Origin of the sequence: Okeania sp. SIO2B3, assembly GCF_010672525.1 — a bacterium.
Lineage (GTDB): Bacteria > Cyanobacteriota > Cyanobacteriia > Cyanobacteriales > Microcoleaceae > Okeania.
In genome coordinates, this window is record NZ_JAAHGH010000022.1 from 1 (window position 1) to 15,052 (window position 15,052).

7 protein-coding genes and 1 tRNA gene are annotated in these 15,052 nt (G+C 33.6%); 4 read left to right on the plus strand and 4 right to left on the minus strand.

Annotated features, from left to right (window positions below):
• The first annotated feature begins 1,682 nt into the window (after positions 1 to 1,682).
• The 3 genes from amt to F6K15_RS17415 all read left to right on the plus strand — a co-directional run bounded on the left by amt (position 1,683) and on the right by F6K15_RS17415 (position 6,108).
• Positions 1,683 to 5,309, plus strand: a complete 3,627-nt coding sequence (amt, locus tag F6K15_RS17405) for an ammonium transporter (RefSeq protein ID WP_293062786.1) — start codon at positions 1,683 to 1,685, stop codon at positions 5,307 to 5,309.
• 53 nt (positions 5,310 to 5,362) lie between these two features.
• Positions 5,363 to 5,533, plus strand: a complete 171-nt coding sequence (locus F6K15_RS17410) for a hypothetical protein (RefSeq protein ID WP_287521635.1) — start codon at positions 5,363 to 5,365, stop codon at positions 5,531 to 5,533.
• Positions 5,534 to 6,026: 493 nt separating this feature from the next.
• Positions 6,027 to 6,108 (plus strand) — tRNA-Leu (locus F6K15_RS17415).
• A 165-nt stretch (positions 6,109 to 6,273) separates the two neighbouring features.
• Here the strand turns inward: F6K15_RS17415 and F6K15_RS17420 are convergent.
• On the minus strand, positions 6,274 to 6,954 hold the full coding sequence (locus F6K15_RS17420; RefSeq protein WP_293062789.1) for an SDR family oxidoreductase: 681 nt from the start codon (positions 6,952 to 6,954) through the stop codon (positions 6,274 to 6,276).
• A 972-nt stretch (positions 6,955 to 7,926) separates the two neighbouring features.
• Here F6K15_RS17420 and F6K15_RS17425 point away from each other — a divergent pair.
• Positions 7,927 to 8,841 carry a glutaminase gene (locus F6K15_RS17425; RefSeq protein WP_293062791.1) on the plus strand — a complete coding sequence of 305 codons (915 nt, stop codon included), beginning with the start codon at positions 7,927 to 7,929 and terminating at the stop codon, positions 8,839 to 8,841.
• Positions 8,842 to 9,998: 1,157 nt separating this feature from the next.
• On the opposite strand, the gene F6K15_RS17430 is transcribed toward F6K15_RS17425, so the two are convergent.
• The 3 genes from F6K15_RS17430 to F6K15_RS17440 form a co-directional block, all read right to left on the minus strand.
• Positions 9,999 to 10,487 (minus strand): PleD family two-component system response regulator, encoded by a 489-nt coding sequence (locus tag F6K15_RS17430; RefSeq protein ID WP_293062793.1) that lies wholly within the window; start codon positions 10,485 to 10,487, stop codon positions 9,999 to 10,001.
• A gap of 2,034 nt (positions 10,488 to 12,521) precedes the next feature.
• Entirely contained in the window at positions 12,522 to 14,279 is a 1,758-nt protein-coding gene (argS, locus tag F6K15_RS17435) for an arginine--tRNA ligase (RefSeq protein WP_293062865.1), read from the minus strand.
• 88 nt (positions 14,280 to 14,367) lie between these two features.
• Positions 14,368 to 14,514: a hypothetical protein gene (locus tag F6K15_RS17440; RefSeq protein WP_293062795.1), complete on the minus strand. Its 147-nt coding sequence runs from the start codon at positions 14,512 to 14,514 to the stop codon at positions 14,368 to 14,370.
• Positions 14,515 to 15,052 lie beyond the last annotated feature (538 nt).

A 15,052-nucleotide genomic window follows, 5' to 3' on the forward strand; every position in this document is an offset into this window, starting at 1 on the left:
AGCATTCCTGTGCAAAACCCCCTAACTCTAGTTTTCAAGGTGCAAACGCTACAAGTTAGGTAGCTATAGGTTTTTAGAGCGGTTGAATACCTTTGCGCTTTTATAAGTATAACATAAAGTTGCCCTAAAAGGGCAAGGCTTTAAACCCAATTTTTCGGTAAAAGACTTAAACTTTTGCTTTCTTGGAATAGACTGGCTATCTAACCATAATTTATCAAAAATATGTCAACTTTATATAAAGCGATCGGCGAAAAAGTAAAAATTGCTGATTGCTTTGTTTTATCTATGAATGTATTAAGTAGGTATTTCAACAATTAATAATTAATTATTAATTATTAACAGTTATCTCTCCTTAAAAAGAAGATGATTGATGCGGAGCGTGAAAATTTTTTTTCTCTTGGTCGATTGGATCTGGCGCAGGTTTTCTCGCCATCCCACCCTACGGGAAGCTCCAAAGTTCGGCTGCTTTTCTCCTTTAAAGGAGAGACTTTAAAACTTAATTATTTGGTAAAATTATTTGCATAGCAGAATCAAGAAGGAAAAATCTTACATTGTCTGAGTTTTAAGCTTTTTATTTGCCCTAACCTTTCCTTCGACTGATATATATTTACAACTATTGACAAATCCTTTTTACTAAAGCAATTTAAAAAAAACCAATGTATATGTCTAGAGAGAAATTGAGCATGGAAATAATTAGTAGTTAATAACTGCATTTTTAGAAATACAATATATTGCTGGTTTATGATGTACAGACAATCATAATTTTAATGGAAGAATATTGTTATTCTGCCGTTGGACTTCACTTACTTGAAAAGTTTTGTATTTGATGTTCTGCTCCAAATTAGTTGAAAAAAATGAATAATTAATAATTAATAGATTGAATGTATCAGGAAATATAAAAAAGAAAATGGGTAATAGGGAACGGAGGAGTGTTCTTTTCACAGAACTACTTTCTATCTGTCAACTTAGAATTCTGAATACCGATACACTAATGTGTAATTCGGATTTCAATCCTTAGACTCCTTCCTACTTTTATATGAATCTTGAGCCATAATCTTTTAATACTTATTTGATTGGGCAAATAGTCTCTAAAATTTACGCAGTTCCGACTATAGGAGGCTAACTAATAACTGATAACTGTTAACGTTTGCGTAGCATTCCGTAGGAAAGTTCCTCCGGAGGAGGCTAACTGAAATGACCTTCCCTTAAAAACTATAGGATCGAATAAAATGATTTTTTTCTGTTTTTCCTTGATGCGTAGAAGCTTTAAGTCTTAATTATTGGATAATTTTTTTCTTCTAGCAAAAATTCGCGTATTATCTCCTTCTATTTCCTATTACCTCAAACATCTAATTTTCTATTCATATATCAAATGTAAATACTATTTTAGGCGAAAAATATGATATGCTGATCTAAAAATATAATAAACCATACTGGAAAATAGCAATTATACCAACTAACTAACTCTCATACCAAGAATTCTATCTTCTTAAAAATTATAGATGTAATTCACTTGAGAATTAAGTTGAATCAAGTGAACAATTCTCCACAAATTTATATATTTATAGATTTAAAATATTTTGCTTTGCCAAACCTCAAATATTTTTTGCTACATTAAATAGCCATCAACCCCAAGGCTTCCTCTTCAAAACCAACAAAATAAAAGTCTAAGAACCGAAGCCATGCGTCGAAAATCCATTTTAGGGATTATTTTATTCTTCCTAACCCTAGCATTAACTATTTTACATGGGTCACTAATAGATAAATATATACAAAATAATCAATTATCAAATCAGATAAAAGAAGGTACAATACAGCAAATTTATAATTTAGACTTAGAAAATTCTTGCTTTGATATATCCCCAGAATTTCAGTTTATAGAACCCCAAAATTTCCATAATACTCAAACTGTTATTCCTAGAAAAAATCAACCCAGACTGAAAAGTATATCAACTTCCCCACCTCAACCTACCTACGAAGCTATTGATATTTTGTGGATATTACTTTGTTCTGGGTTAGTATTTATCATGCAGCCTGGATTTATGTGTTTAGAGTCAGGACTCACCAGGTCAAAAAATAGCATTAACGTTGCAATTAAAAATTTAACTGATTTTGGTATTTCAGTTACCTGTTTTTGGAGTTTTGGATTTGCCTTTATGTTTGGGGCTTCATCTTCTGGAATAATTGGCCATAGTAAATTTTTCCTGGCAACCGATCTACAAGCTTTTGACGCGGCCTTCTTTTTATTTCAATTAATGTTCTGTGGTACAGCTACGACTATCGTTTCTGGTGCAGTAGCTGAACGGATGAAGTATTCCTCCTATCTATTTGTTGCCTCCCTAGTTTCAGGTTTAGTCTATCCCATATTTGGTCATTGGGTTTGGAATGGAGCTGATATTGGTATATTAACAGGTTGGCTTGGACATAATGGTTTTGTTGACTTTGCAGGTTCGAGTGTTGTCCATAGTATTGGTGGGTGGGTATCTCTGGCAACTTTATTAGTTATTGGTCCTCGAACAGGTAGATTTCCTCCTGGTCGTCCACCAGAAAAAATTCATGGTTCTAATTTACCCCTATCGGTTTTGGGGGCAATGCTGATTTGGTTTGGTTGGTTTGGGTTTAATGGTGGAAGTACCTTGGCATTAAACGAACAAGTAGCAGGAATTATTGTCAATACAATTCTTGCTAGTGCAGCAGGAATGATTATTACTCTTGGTATTACTTGGTATATCAGAGGAATACCCAGTGTTGAGGGACTAATTAATGGTACTCTTTCTGGTTTAGTTGGCATTACAGCAGCTTGTCATGCTGTTACGGCTTTTTCTGCTATTTTGATTGGTATTATTTCTGCCATAGTCACTATGTTGGTAGAGCAAGCTTTAGAAAAAATTCGAGTTGATGATGCTGTTGGAGCTATTCCAGTTCACCTTGGTGCAGGTATTTGGGGAACTTTAGCAGTAGCTTTTTTTGGGAAGGCAGAGGTTTTAGATACTGGTCTTAGTTTTAGCCAACAATTGACAGTTCAGCTATTAGGAATTTTGGCAGCTTTTTTATTAGGATTTTGTTTGGTATATCCAATTTTATTTATTACAAATAAACTTTATTTATTCCGAGTTTCAGAAGCGGATGAAAATATCGGTTTAAATGTTTCGGAGCATCAAGCGAAAACAGAAATATTAGACTTATTTAGAGTAATGGATTCTCAAGCTCGTACACAAGATTTAAGTTTGCGAGTACCTGTAGAACCTTTTACAGAAGTAGGTCAAATTGCCGAGCGCTACAATCAGGTAATGAATGCTTTGGAGGAAGTTACTGCGAGAAATGATGCCATTATTAAAGTGGCGACAGATGCAATTATTACTTTTACTAAACCAGAGCTAGAAATTATTAGTATAAATCCTAGTGGTGAGAAAATTTTTGCCTACAAAAATCAAGATTTAGTAGGGAAGTCTATTTATCAAATATTTGACTTTACTATTAATCCATTAACTTTGGAAAAAATGGATGCCGATTATTTATTAATGGCACCAGAAGAATTAATAGAAGAATCATTAAAACTATGGGTTAATCCCAACTTTATTGCCTATTCTACTCAGGAATTTATAGATTATTGTTATGTATTTGATTTACAAGATATTCAACCGGAAAATTGGCAATTTCCCTTTCCTAGCTTTTTGCATTTACTAGAGGAGAATTTAGTAGATAGTCAAACAGAGTCGGAGACACAAAAAAAAATTAATAAGCAAATTAAATATATAGAATTAATGATATCTAAAATTGCTTATAGTGGAAACCTTTACGAATTAGTTGGTATTCGTGCAGATGGTTCCTTATTTCCGATGGAAATTGCAGTTAGAGAAGCAAAATTTAATCAAAAAACTTTTTACACAGGAACTTTTAGAGATATTACAGATAGAAAGGAATCAGAAATAAAGCTCAAGGAAAATGAGCAAAGATTTCGGAGTTTATCGAGAGCTACCTTTGAAGGAATTATTATCCATGAACAAGAAAAAATTATGGATACAAATATTGCTGCTGCCAATATGTTTGGATATGAATTATCAGAAATGGTGGGTATGAGTGGATGGGAATTAATTGTTCCAGAATACCACGACTTAATAGTTGAAAAAATGACTTCTGGCTCAGAAAAAGCCTATGAAGTAATTGGGGTTAGAAAAGATGGTTCAACTTTTCCTTTAGAAGTTGAGTCTAAGGTTTTTTTATACAGAGGTAATCAAAATGGAGTGGCAGCTTTAAGAGATATTACTGAGCGAAAATTAGCAGAGGCGGCATTACGAGAAAGTGAGGAAAGATTTAGAGCAGTAATGGAACAAGCAGCAGATGCTTTTATTATTCACGATTTAGAAGGAAAAATTATTGATGTAAATCAAAGTACCTGTAAAAGTTTGGGATATTCTCGTCAAGAACTATTGAATTTATATGTAGAAGATATTGAAGAAAATTTTGTCTATCAAGGGTTTCCTAAAAAATGGAAAAATTTGATTCTTGGCAGACCAATGACTATAGAGGGAATTCATCGTCGCAAAAATCGTACAACTTTTCCAGTAGAGATACGTTTAGGTTTATTAAAAGCAGGCAATGGCAAATTAATCTTGGCTCTTTGTCGTGATATAACTGAACGTAAAAAAGCAGAAACAGCTTTGCTCCTAGAACGAGAAAAGTCAGAAAAATTGTTGTTAAATATTTTGCCGAAACCTATTGCTGATAGATTAAAAGAAGGTGATAGTACAATTGCAGAAGGATTTGCAGAAGTTACAGTTTTATTTGCAGATTTAGTAGGGTTTACTGAGTTAGCAGGTCGTGCAACTCCTCAAAGATTAGTTTATTGGTTAAATGAGATTTTTTCCAGGTTTGATTTACTAGCAGAAAAATATGGTTTGGAGAAAATTAAAACTATTGGAGATGCTTATATGGTTGTGGGTGGGTTGCCAGACCCAATGGAAAATCATGCTGAGGCGATCGCTCTAATGGCTATAGATATGTTGCAGGAAGTAGCCCATTTTGCTGATCAACAGGAACAAAACTTTAATATTCGTATTGGTATAAATACTGGCCCAGTCGTCGCTGGTGTTATTGGACGTAAAAAATTTATATACGATTTATGGGGTGATACTGTGAATATTGCTAGTCGTATGGAGTCTCATGGTATACCAGGTGTTATCCAAGTGACAGAAGATACCTATCAGATTTTACAGCACAAATTTTTATTTGCGGAGCGGGGATTGATTGATATTAAAGGCAAAGGTTACATGAAGGCTTATATTTTGCGGGAGAAAAAAAAGTTATAGCAAGGAAAGAGTTGCTTAGGACAGAGATTGATAATGAACCTGAGACGCCAGAAATGCTTTTTCCACTGTTCCCTGTTCCCTCCTTTATAGAACCCCTAAGTGTATCTTTAAATTTTCTCTTTTTTGTCAGTCAGGCGATCGCCAATCATCCAAAAGTAGTTTCACCCCTCAAAATTAGACAAGAAGGGAAAACTATAGATTTAACTTATCACCTCAGTAATTAAAATTATTTATTTTAATCAAACAAGTTCCGATTTTCCCCAAATTATTACAAAATATTTCACGCACTTGCGTTATTTCAGGCATTTGGTATCATAGTTTGTACATAAAGTATTGTGCCAATATTGTATTTAAAAGTAAAAGATTCTGGATTGAATCAAGCTACAAGCAAGTATTTACGTTAATATCATCCAGAATATTTACATTTTTGGCATTGGTGAATAATCTCAAAACGATAAATTTTAGACAAGCAGAAATGCTTAAAGTTTTTATGGCTATTGACAGAGAACAAGTTAATAGAGTAATAAGTTGCGACAGGCTTTTATAGTCCTAAGTTCATAATTTTTCAGTTTCCAGCAACCCTTATAGTTGTTAGGCTGGGTGAAAACGGCTTTCTGTCAGCCTTTGTATTTCAAGAAAAGAACCCATTTGGGTTCTATAATAAAAAATTGTCAGTCATTGTAAAAATTTCTGATTTGTGTGTTATATTAAAATTATGCGGATGTGGCGGAATTGGTAGACGCGCTAGATTTAGGTTCTAGTTTCTTCGGAAGTGGGGGTTCAAGTCCCTTCATCCGCATTTAATTTAAGAAGTAAGAAGGAAAAAGGCAGAAGGCTGAAAAGTCTGAAAAAAAACTTAGATTTCCTCATGTTTAATCTAAGTTGAGAAAAACGAAGCTGCTAATTAATTATAGAAAATTCAGGTACAGAAATAACTCTACGTCACTTTCTAGAAATATCAGACTTAAGACACAGTTAAAGGCATTCCATTATCACTAGATTTGAGCTTCAACAAAAAAGGAACAGCTTTCTTTACCCAAGAATGCACAGGAGTACAGGACTTTGCTGCCTCCCCAAAACAAATGTCTAACATCTCAGTATGAATAACTCCAGGGTTCAAAGGAATAGCGGCCATTCCTGACGGTAACTCTTGGGCTAAAGTACGGGTCAAACCCTCAATTGCCCATTTTGAAGCACAATAAGGTCCCATTTGTGGAGAACTAGAACGTCCCCACCCAGAACTAAAATTAACAATTATTCCACTCTTTCTAGAAATCATAGCAGGGAGAAAATGACGCATCACATTTGCCACACCCTTAATATTAATATCAATTAATTGTGAAAATTCCTCACTATCAACTTCCCAAACAGACCCTGGTTGATTAATTATAGCGGCATTATTTATTAATAAATCTGGCGGTGAATAATTACCTAATGTTTTAGCTGTCCACTCTCGCACAGATTTTTCATCTGCTACATTCACACAAGTAAACTGATGTGGATTACCATATTTAGTAGTTAATGTTTCAACAGCAGATGCAGAACGAGCACAACCGATAATAGTATGGCCTAACCTAATAAATTCATCAGTCATAGCTTTACCTAAACCACGGCTAATCCCTGTAATAACAATGACCTTTTTCATCAGTTATATATATTTTTTACTTAACTATTATTATAATTAAAATCTGTTCTAATTTAAGAAGGAAGAAGTAAGAAGGAAGAAGGAAAAAGTGGATAGGGACTCAAACCTCAACCAATTGTCAAAACCGTGTAGACGGCGGTTCAACAATTAATTATTAATTATTAATTATTAATTATTAATTATTACCGAAAAATTGTGGTTTAAAGCCTCCCCTTTTAAGGGGATAATAAAGAAAAATTTTCATCTCTTTGTCAATCCTCTTCTTTCAAGGAGAGGTAATTATTCATTATTCATTATTCATTATTCATTGTTGAACTCTCTTTGGAAAGAAGAGAATTGATTAAAAGGAATTTTTTTTCTTCTCTTGGTTGATTGGATATGGCGAGGAGACTTCGCCATCCCACCCTACGGAAAGCTGCGCTTTTCATGTCGCGTAGCGAAACGACCGCTTTTTTATCTTTTAAAGGAGAGGCTTTAAACCTTAATTATTTGGTAATTAAACCCAAAACCAAAAGATAACAATAATAAAACCCGATCTTCATTAATGGATAATGGATAATGGATAATTACCTCTGGTTAAAACCGTTACGGAATTGAATATAAGGAATATTCTCTTTTTTTTCCCCTTAAAAGGGGAGGCTTTAGAGCTAATTTATAAAGTAAATATTAATGAGGATAAATGCTTTACAGTGTCATTTCAGTTATCAGTTAGCCTCCTACGGAGGAGCTACGCTAACAGTTATCAGTGAACCTCCTACTTTAGTCGGAGGCTTGAAATACTGAGTTAAATATTTTTTCATCCCCTTAAAAGGGGAGGCTTTAAACCACAATTTTTCGGTAAGGTTTCGACACTATCTAAGCCCCCAGGGCATAATTTTCGACAAACCCATGCTATAAATCAGTTTCAACTCAGTTTACAAATCAGCTCTTAAACCAGAATTATTTAATTATTAATTATTCGGTAATTTAATAATGTTAGCCATTGACAAACAACAATTAGCAGCTTGGGTAGAAACAGCATTAACTCAAACAAAACTAGGTTATTTACCTACTTATATTCCTTCACTTGCTGAAGCTAACCCTAATAATTTTGCCATAGTTTTACAAAGTATTGAAAATCAGATTATCTCATTAGGCAATGTAGAAATAAATTTGTCTCTAATGAGTGCAATTAAACCTTTTTTGCTGTTGTATTTATTATGTGAATTTGGCAGTAATTTTGTCTTTAAAAGAGTAGGAATAGAATCTTCAGAAAAGCCTTTCAATTCTTTAGAACAACTAGAAATTGATGGTGGATGGCCAAGAAATCCAATGATTAATAGTGGAGCGATCGCTTTATCATCGTTACTACCAGGAAATACTTCTGAAGAGCGCTGTGAAAATTTTTGTTCTTGGCTAAACGAGTATGGAAAATGTCAATTATTTTTAGATACAAATATATTAGCTTCTGTTAGGTCTTTACCTAATCAGAATAATCAAGCTATAGCTGAAAAATTGGTAGAAGCGGGTTATATTCAAGACTCGAAAATTGCTCTAGATACTTATAATCAAATCTGTTGTTTATCTGGCACAACCTTTGATTTAGCTAATCTAGGAATGTTGTTAGTAAAATATCCTAATTCTGAATGGAAAAAACACTGTTGTACAGTTAAAGCACTAATGACTACTTGTGGTTTGTATGAAGCATCAAGTTGTTATGCTGTAAAAATAGGAATTCCAATTAAGTCTAGTGTAAGTGGAATTGTTTTGGGAGTAGTTCCTAGTACAGGAATAATTGTTTGTTATAGTCCTCCTCTAGATAAACAAGGAAATTCTGTAGTAGGTTTATTTCTCTTAGAACTAATTTCTCAAAATTTAAATTTAAGTGTCTTTTGCTCAAAAAAATAGTAAGCATTTCCTGCGGAATGCTGCGCAAACAGCAGTCAATTATTAGCTATCAGCTATAAACTTATTATCTTAGAAAGAGAAATTCAAAATTATGTTTGTGCAGCATTCCGCAGAAAAGAAAAAGGTCACTAGCTAACCTTAATAGTCCTGTACGTTCATGCATCTGTTTGCGTCGCATGACAAACGGAAATGCTGAATACTTATAGCTGAATTTATAGCAATGCACTCTGGCATATTTACACATTATTTTTTGTATATCTTTTCGCTTACTGCACTTAATAGCTCTAAGTTGTAAATACCTGAGCGCGCATTGCTATACAAAAAATAAGGTCTTATACCAATTTGATAAATGTTTGCTACATTTTCGCATTGCGGGGGACCCACCCCTAACCCCTCCCAGGAGGGGAAATAGGGGAGTGAGTAGGAACGTTGCATGCAACGTCCGTACAGGGAGAAGTAAAAATAAGCATAATTAACAATAACTAGCTAACAATTATCAAAAAAGTTATTTAGTCTGTGTTAATTACTTAATAATTGAAGTACAACTTAAGTATAGTATTCTTTTTTTGAATTGCTATTAAGCCTCCCCTTTTAAGGAGATAGAAAAGAAAATCCTACACTTCAACTCTCCCTATTTTAGAAGAAAGGTACGAATAATTGATCACTGAATTGACAGTAAGTTTTATCGAATATATCGTGCAGTTAGGCGGGTAAATTATTATTGTCTAAAACCCTAAATTTGATCTCTCATTGAACTGAAAAGACTATATATAAAAATCCTAAATTATTTGTGATAATTTAATTGCTTAAGTGTTTCTCATTCCCTATTCCCTAATTCCCTAAAATCTACAATATCTCACAACTCAAATAAGATTGCTGTATATCGACCAAGTCACTCCAACAACTCCGATCTAGAAAAGTGAAAAAGCTTATAGCTAAGGTGCTAATTGCTTTGTATAACTTATCTAGGCTTGAAAAGCTCATCTTGAGTCGCTCCCTAAGATCATTTTTTCAACAATAAAAACTCTCCAATTATCTTCCTTTGTTTCCTATTCCCTCAAACATTTAACTCACTGTTAATATTTTAAATCTAAATGTTGAAGTAATCTCTGCTTAATTGATTAACTGTCAATATTTTGAGCAATTTATCGGCAAATCTAAGTGGTACAAAATTTATAAGAATTAGAATTAGATTCTATTTCTGGGGATAAAATTCTCACACAACCTTGCTTATAAAGAAACTGGTCGCTATAGCTATATTTGTTCTTGACATTTGCAATGATATTAAACCTGGCCATTATTGCCATTAACTCATATTTTTTTACAGGTTTGCTAATATAACCATTAGCCCCTTGTTTCATTGCCCAATATACATCAACTTCCTCATTTTTACTAGAGCAAAAAATTACAGGTATATTCATTATTGTCGGCTCTGATTTAATTTGACGACAAACTGAATAGCCATTCATTTTTGGCATAATAATGTCTAAAAGTACTAAATCAGGACTTTCTAGTTTGATTTTTTCTAGTGCTTCTAAACCATTACTTGCCAGTATAATATTTAATCCCATTTTGGCAAGAATGTGTGAACCTAGTTTTCTGACAATTTTGCAGTCATCTACTATTAATACTGTTTTTTTAACCATGATTATATAGTGAAGCTAATGTATAGTTACCGAACTTAATTGAAGTGTAGATTTAGCACCCATGAATTGGGTTATTTAATACCAGTGTCAAAAAATATTGCTACAAAGTATGGGGTTGCTAGTAGTCAGTAGTTAGAAGCCATGGATTCATACTATTTCTTTTATATAAGACTAAAATGCCTCTATCATTTACTTAGCAGAGTTCTGTCAACTAGATAATTGTGTTTTGACAGACAGGCATTTTTATATTTGCTTCCTGTTGTCTGAGCAAGTTTATTAACAGTTTTGTACTCACTTCTACTGTAACTATCTTTTTGAAATTTGGTATAATACTTGGATTCCTGACTGTTTTCCCAATTGCAGGAGGTTAAATTAATCAATTCAGTTAATAATGAAATTTTCAACCAAGAGAATATTAAAATTATTAACCTAGTATCATAATTTTTTGGTAGAGCATAAAATTGTATTTACCTGTAATTATAATACACATTATAAGTAGAATATCAGAAGTTTTACCGAAATTTGTGAAGTTATGGTGAAGTTTTCATAGCGAGGAGTTAATTAGCTAGAAAAAATTGAGTATTGAGGCAAAAATTCAAAGTAGTTATACCAATTACCAAAAATAATGCTATACTTAAGTCCAACTTCAATACTTCAGTAATTAGTCGAATTTTATAGCAATTCCCAAGAAAGGTATTTACCTTATCTCCTCAAATCCTATACACCGCTTTTTACTTTGATTTTTTTGAGTATAAGTTTACTTAGGCAGGATTGGTATGAGATTTGAAAATTGTTTCAGCTTTTGTGGTGTGTAAGTCCGGATATAATATCTAATTAAATTTAAAATCAAAAATACTCTCCGTTAAATACATCAAGTTCTCAAGCTTTAGGAAGAAATAAAACAATTAAATTGAGGTGAAAATCACAGTAAGTATTCAGCATTTAGCTATTAGAAGTAAGCCATAAAAATGAAAGACGAATTTAGCACATTAGCCCATATAATTCTTGACTAAAAAATGTAGAGGTTGCCCGATGGGTAGTATCTAGTTTGATGTATAGCAGTGGAAGCAAAGGGCGCGGACATATCAAAAGCTTAAAACTCAGACAACGCCAGATTTTTCCTTTTCCCCTAGATAATTAAACACCTTCTTCCTTCTGCTATAGCACTACGTATTTTGGTATTTGACAATAAATTTTAGTTGTAACCCACATTAAGTAATTAGACCTTTTTGATAATTAGCACCCCAATAGCGTGTTAATTATTTAGGGTTTGCTGAAAAAGTCTTTTAGTAGGGGTAGGAGACAGGAGACAACCCACCCCTCGCCCCTCCCCTTCCCAGGAGGGGGAAACAGGAGAAATGGGAATGAGCGAGGAGACAGGAGCTAAGTTTTGTCCCAAGATTGTTCTGCTTAACTATGGGCCTAAAATACGCTCCTTTTTGAGCGTTTTAGACTGAAACAGGCGCACTTTTTCCAAGCCCAAAAAGGCACTTTTCTTTAGATGTCAATACTTTGAGATTTAATCAGCAAGCCCTATTTATATTTTTACTACGACAGGGGAAAGAATTGATGGATAAAAGTGCAATAATTGATTTTATTTTTGATGATTGGAGATGTCTATTTATGTACTTAAATATCAGGAGATGGGGAGATGGTTCTTCTGGGGGAAAATTTCCACCTTTTTCCCTATTCTATTTCTCGCTCTCCTAACTCCTGACCCCTGATACCAATTCCCAAAACTGTTGCTATACTTGAGAAGTACTTCAGTTGTCAACTAATTAACACAAGAAAAATCACAATGCAAGCTAATTTCAGCTTGCGTTAATGTTAATTATTCTTATGTTTGCCTCCCCTCCACCGGAGGGGGAGGGGTGAGGGGTGAGTCCACTCCCCCACTCCCCTATTTCCCCTCCACCGGAGGGGTTAGGGGTGGGTCCCCTATTCAACAAAATGTAGAAAAGTTTTTGAGAAATGGTATGACTCTTTTGTCAAAAACCTGTACCACCTACAAAGATACTAAATGGGTTCTATAAATTACATTCTTTCTAAAACAGAAATTCCAAGCAAAGATAATCCTAACTTTAGAGTTCTAGCAGTCAAGTCACATAATAATAATCTAGAAGTACGCGAAGGTTCTTCTGAAGTTAAAACTGGGCAATTCTCAAAAAATTGATTAAACTTTCCACTCAATTCATATAAATATTCACAAAGACGATTAGGCAATAATTCAACAGCCACCATATTTAACACTTCATTCAACAATAATAGATGTTTTCCTAACACCAACTCTTGCTCATCTTTCAAGATTATTTTGCCATCCTCTCTCAACTTTTCAAACTCAATTTCTCCCTTCCGAGCAATTCCTTTTACCCGCACATAAGCATATAACAAATAAGGAGCAGTATTTCCATTCAAAGCCAACATTTTATCAAAACTAAAAACATAATTACTATTCCGATTTTGACTCAAATCTGCATATTTCACAGCACTTAAACCAACAACTTTAGCTATATTTTCAATAAACTCATCACTCTCCGAACGACTCTCATCTTTCAGCCTCTTTTCCAAATCATTCCGTGCCCTATTTATAGCCTCATCTAATAAATCTTTTAACCTAACAGTTTCCCCAGAACGAGTCTTTAACTTCTTCCCATCTTCTCCTAATACCAAACCAAAAGAAACATGAACAACATGCACATTTTCTGGAATCCAATTAGCACGTTTTGCCACTTGCCAAACTTGAGAAAAATGATTAGCTTGACCAGCATCCGTAACGTAAATTAATCGCTTTGCACCCTCTTTTTCAATCCGATGACATAAAGCAGCTAAATCAGTAGTTGCATAATTATAACCACCATCAGATTTTTGTACAATTAACGGTAAACGCTCGCCTTCCTTATTACTAAATCCCTCTAAAAATACACATTGAGCACCATTATTTTCCTCCAATAAACTTAACTTATTTAACTCTTCAACAACCCCAGACAACATAGAATTATAAAAAGATTCTCCCCGCTCATTTAACTCAATATCAAGTAAGTCATAAATAACCTGAAATTCCCGGCGAGATTGATTACATAAAAGTTGCCAAGCATAACGACTATCCTCCGCACCAGCTTGCAAATTTACTACTTCTTCTCTCGATTTTTCCTTAAAAATTTCATCCTCATCAAACCTTTTTTTTGCCTGTCGATAAAAAGCAACTAAATCTCCTATATCTAAAACATCAGCAGTTTTTAAAGCTTCCGGAAAAGCTTCTCGTAAATAAGTAATTAACATTCCAAACTGAGTACCCCAGTCTCCCACATGATTTAACCTGAGTACATCATGTCCCTGAAATTCTAGAACCCTTGCCAAAGAATCTCCAATAATTGTTGAACGTAAATGTCCAACGTGCATTTCTTTCGCAATATTGGGACTAGAAAAATCAATGACAACTCGCTGTGGATTTTTTGTAGGGGAAATACTGAGTCGTTCATCTTTGATAATCTGTTGTAAATGAACTTCTATATATTCTGGTTTGAGGGTAATATTTATAAAGCCTGGTCCAGCAATTTCTGGAGGCTTACATATATCGTTAATGTCGAGCTTTTCGATAATTTGACTAGCGATCGCTCTTGGTTTATTCTTTAATTTCTTAGCTAAAGACATTGCTACGTTACATTGATAATCTCCAAATTTGGGATTACTAGCTGGAACGACCATTGGATCTGTATTGGCTAAATCTTGACCAAAAGCAGCAATTATAGCTTTGTCAAATTTACTTTTTAGTTGTTCAAGAATAGAATTAATCATTATGTTTAAGATTTTAAATTTCTATAGATAATAATTTTCTGCTATAAAAAAAAGCACTGATATCCGATCAACTTATCTTAAATATTTAACTAGATAAGGAATTTTGTACTTCATGCTTCTTGGGAACTGCTATATTTGGCATTGGTGATGCGTGGCTATGATTGTGCTTTAATGGCAATTGCCAAACTATTAACTGAAAAGCATTTGATATTTGGCCAAATTTAGGTTTCATAGCTTGATTCACCAAAGCCCTATACTACTATTTAAGTGCTTATGCAAAATTTGTCAGAGTAAGGTAATTTTCAAAAAAGTTTAATTTAGGTTAATTAGGCAGGCAATAATAACTAGATTTAGTATCAGATATATTTTCTGTTCCCAGATTTAGTATTTGATCTATAATAATGTTAAATTAATTGGGCACAAATACTTACCTAATATAATTTATTTCTACTTTGTAGCTAGTTTTTTAACTGTAGTATTAATGTAGTTTTTTTAAGGTATTGGATTCTGAATGTTGAATCTCCAATTGTAAAAATTCAGCTATTAGCAAATAGCATTTCCGTTTGTCATGCTGCGCAAACAGCTTTTGAGCGTAATAATATACTAAGGTTAGCTTGTTACCTTTTTCTTTCCTGGTGAATGCTGCATAAACATCATTTTGAATTCTCCTTCTAAGATAATAAATTAATAGCTGATAGCTGATAGCTGACTGCTGTTTGCGCAGCATTCCGCAGGAAATGTTTACCTCCAATTTAACTTGAAATATTGAG

Coding starts and splice junctions, on each gene's coding strand:
- amt (WP_293062786.1), top strand. CDS start 1,683: ATGCGTCGAAAATCCATTTTAGGGATTATTTTATTCTTCCTAACCCTA.
- F6K15_RS17410 (WP_287521635.1), top strand. CDS start 5,363: ATGCTTTTTCCACTGTTCCCTGTTCCCTCCTTTATAGAACCCCTAAGT.
- F6K15_RS17420 (WP_293062789.1), bottom strand. CDS start 6,954: ATGAAAAAGGTCATTGTTATTACAGGGATTAGCCGTGGTTTAGGTAAA.
- F6K15_RS17425 (WP_293062791.1), top strand. CDS start 7,927: ATGTTAGCCATTGACAAACAACAATTAGCAGCTTGGGTAGAAACAGCA.
- F6K15_RS17430 (WP_293062793.1), bottom strand. CDS start 10,487: ATGGTTAAAAAAACAGTATTAATAGTAGATGACTGCAAAATTGTCAGA.
- F6K15_RS17440 (WP_293062795.1), bottom strand. CDS start 14,514: ATGAAACCTAAATTTGGCCAAATATCAAATGCTTTTCAGTTAATAGTT.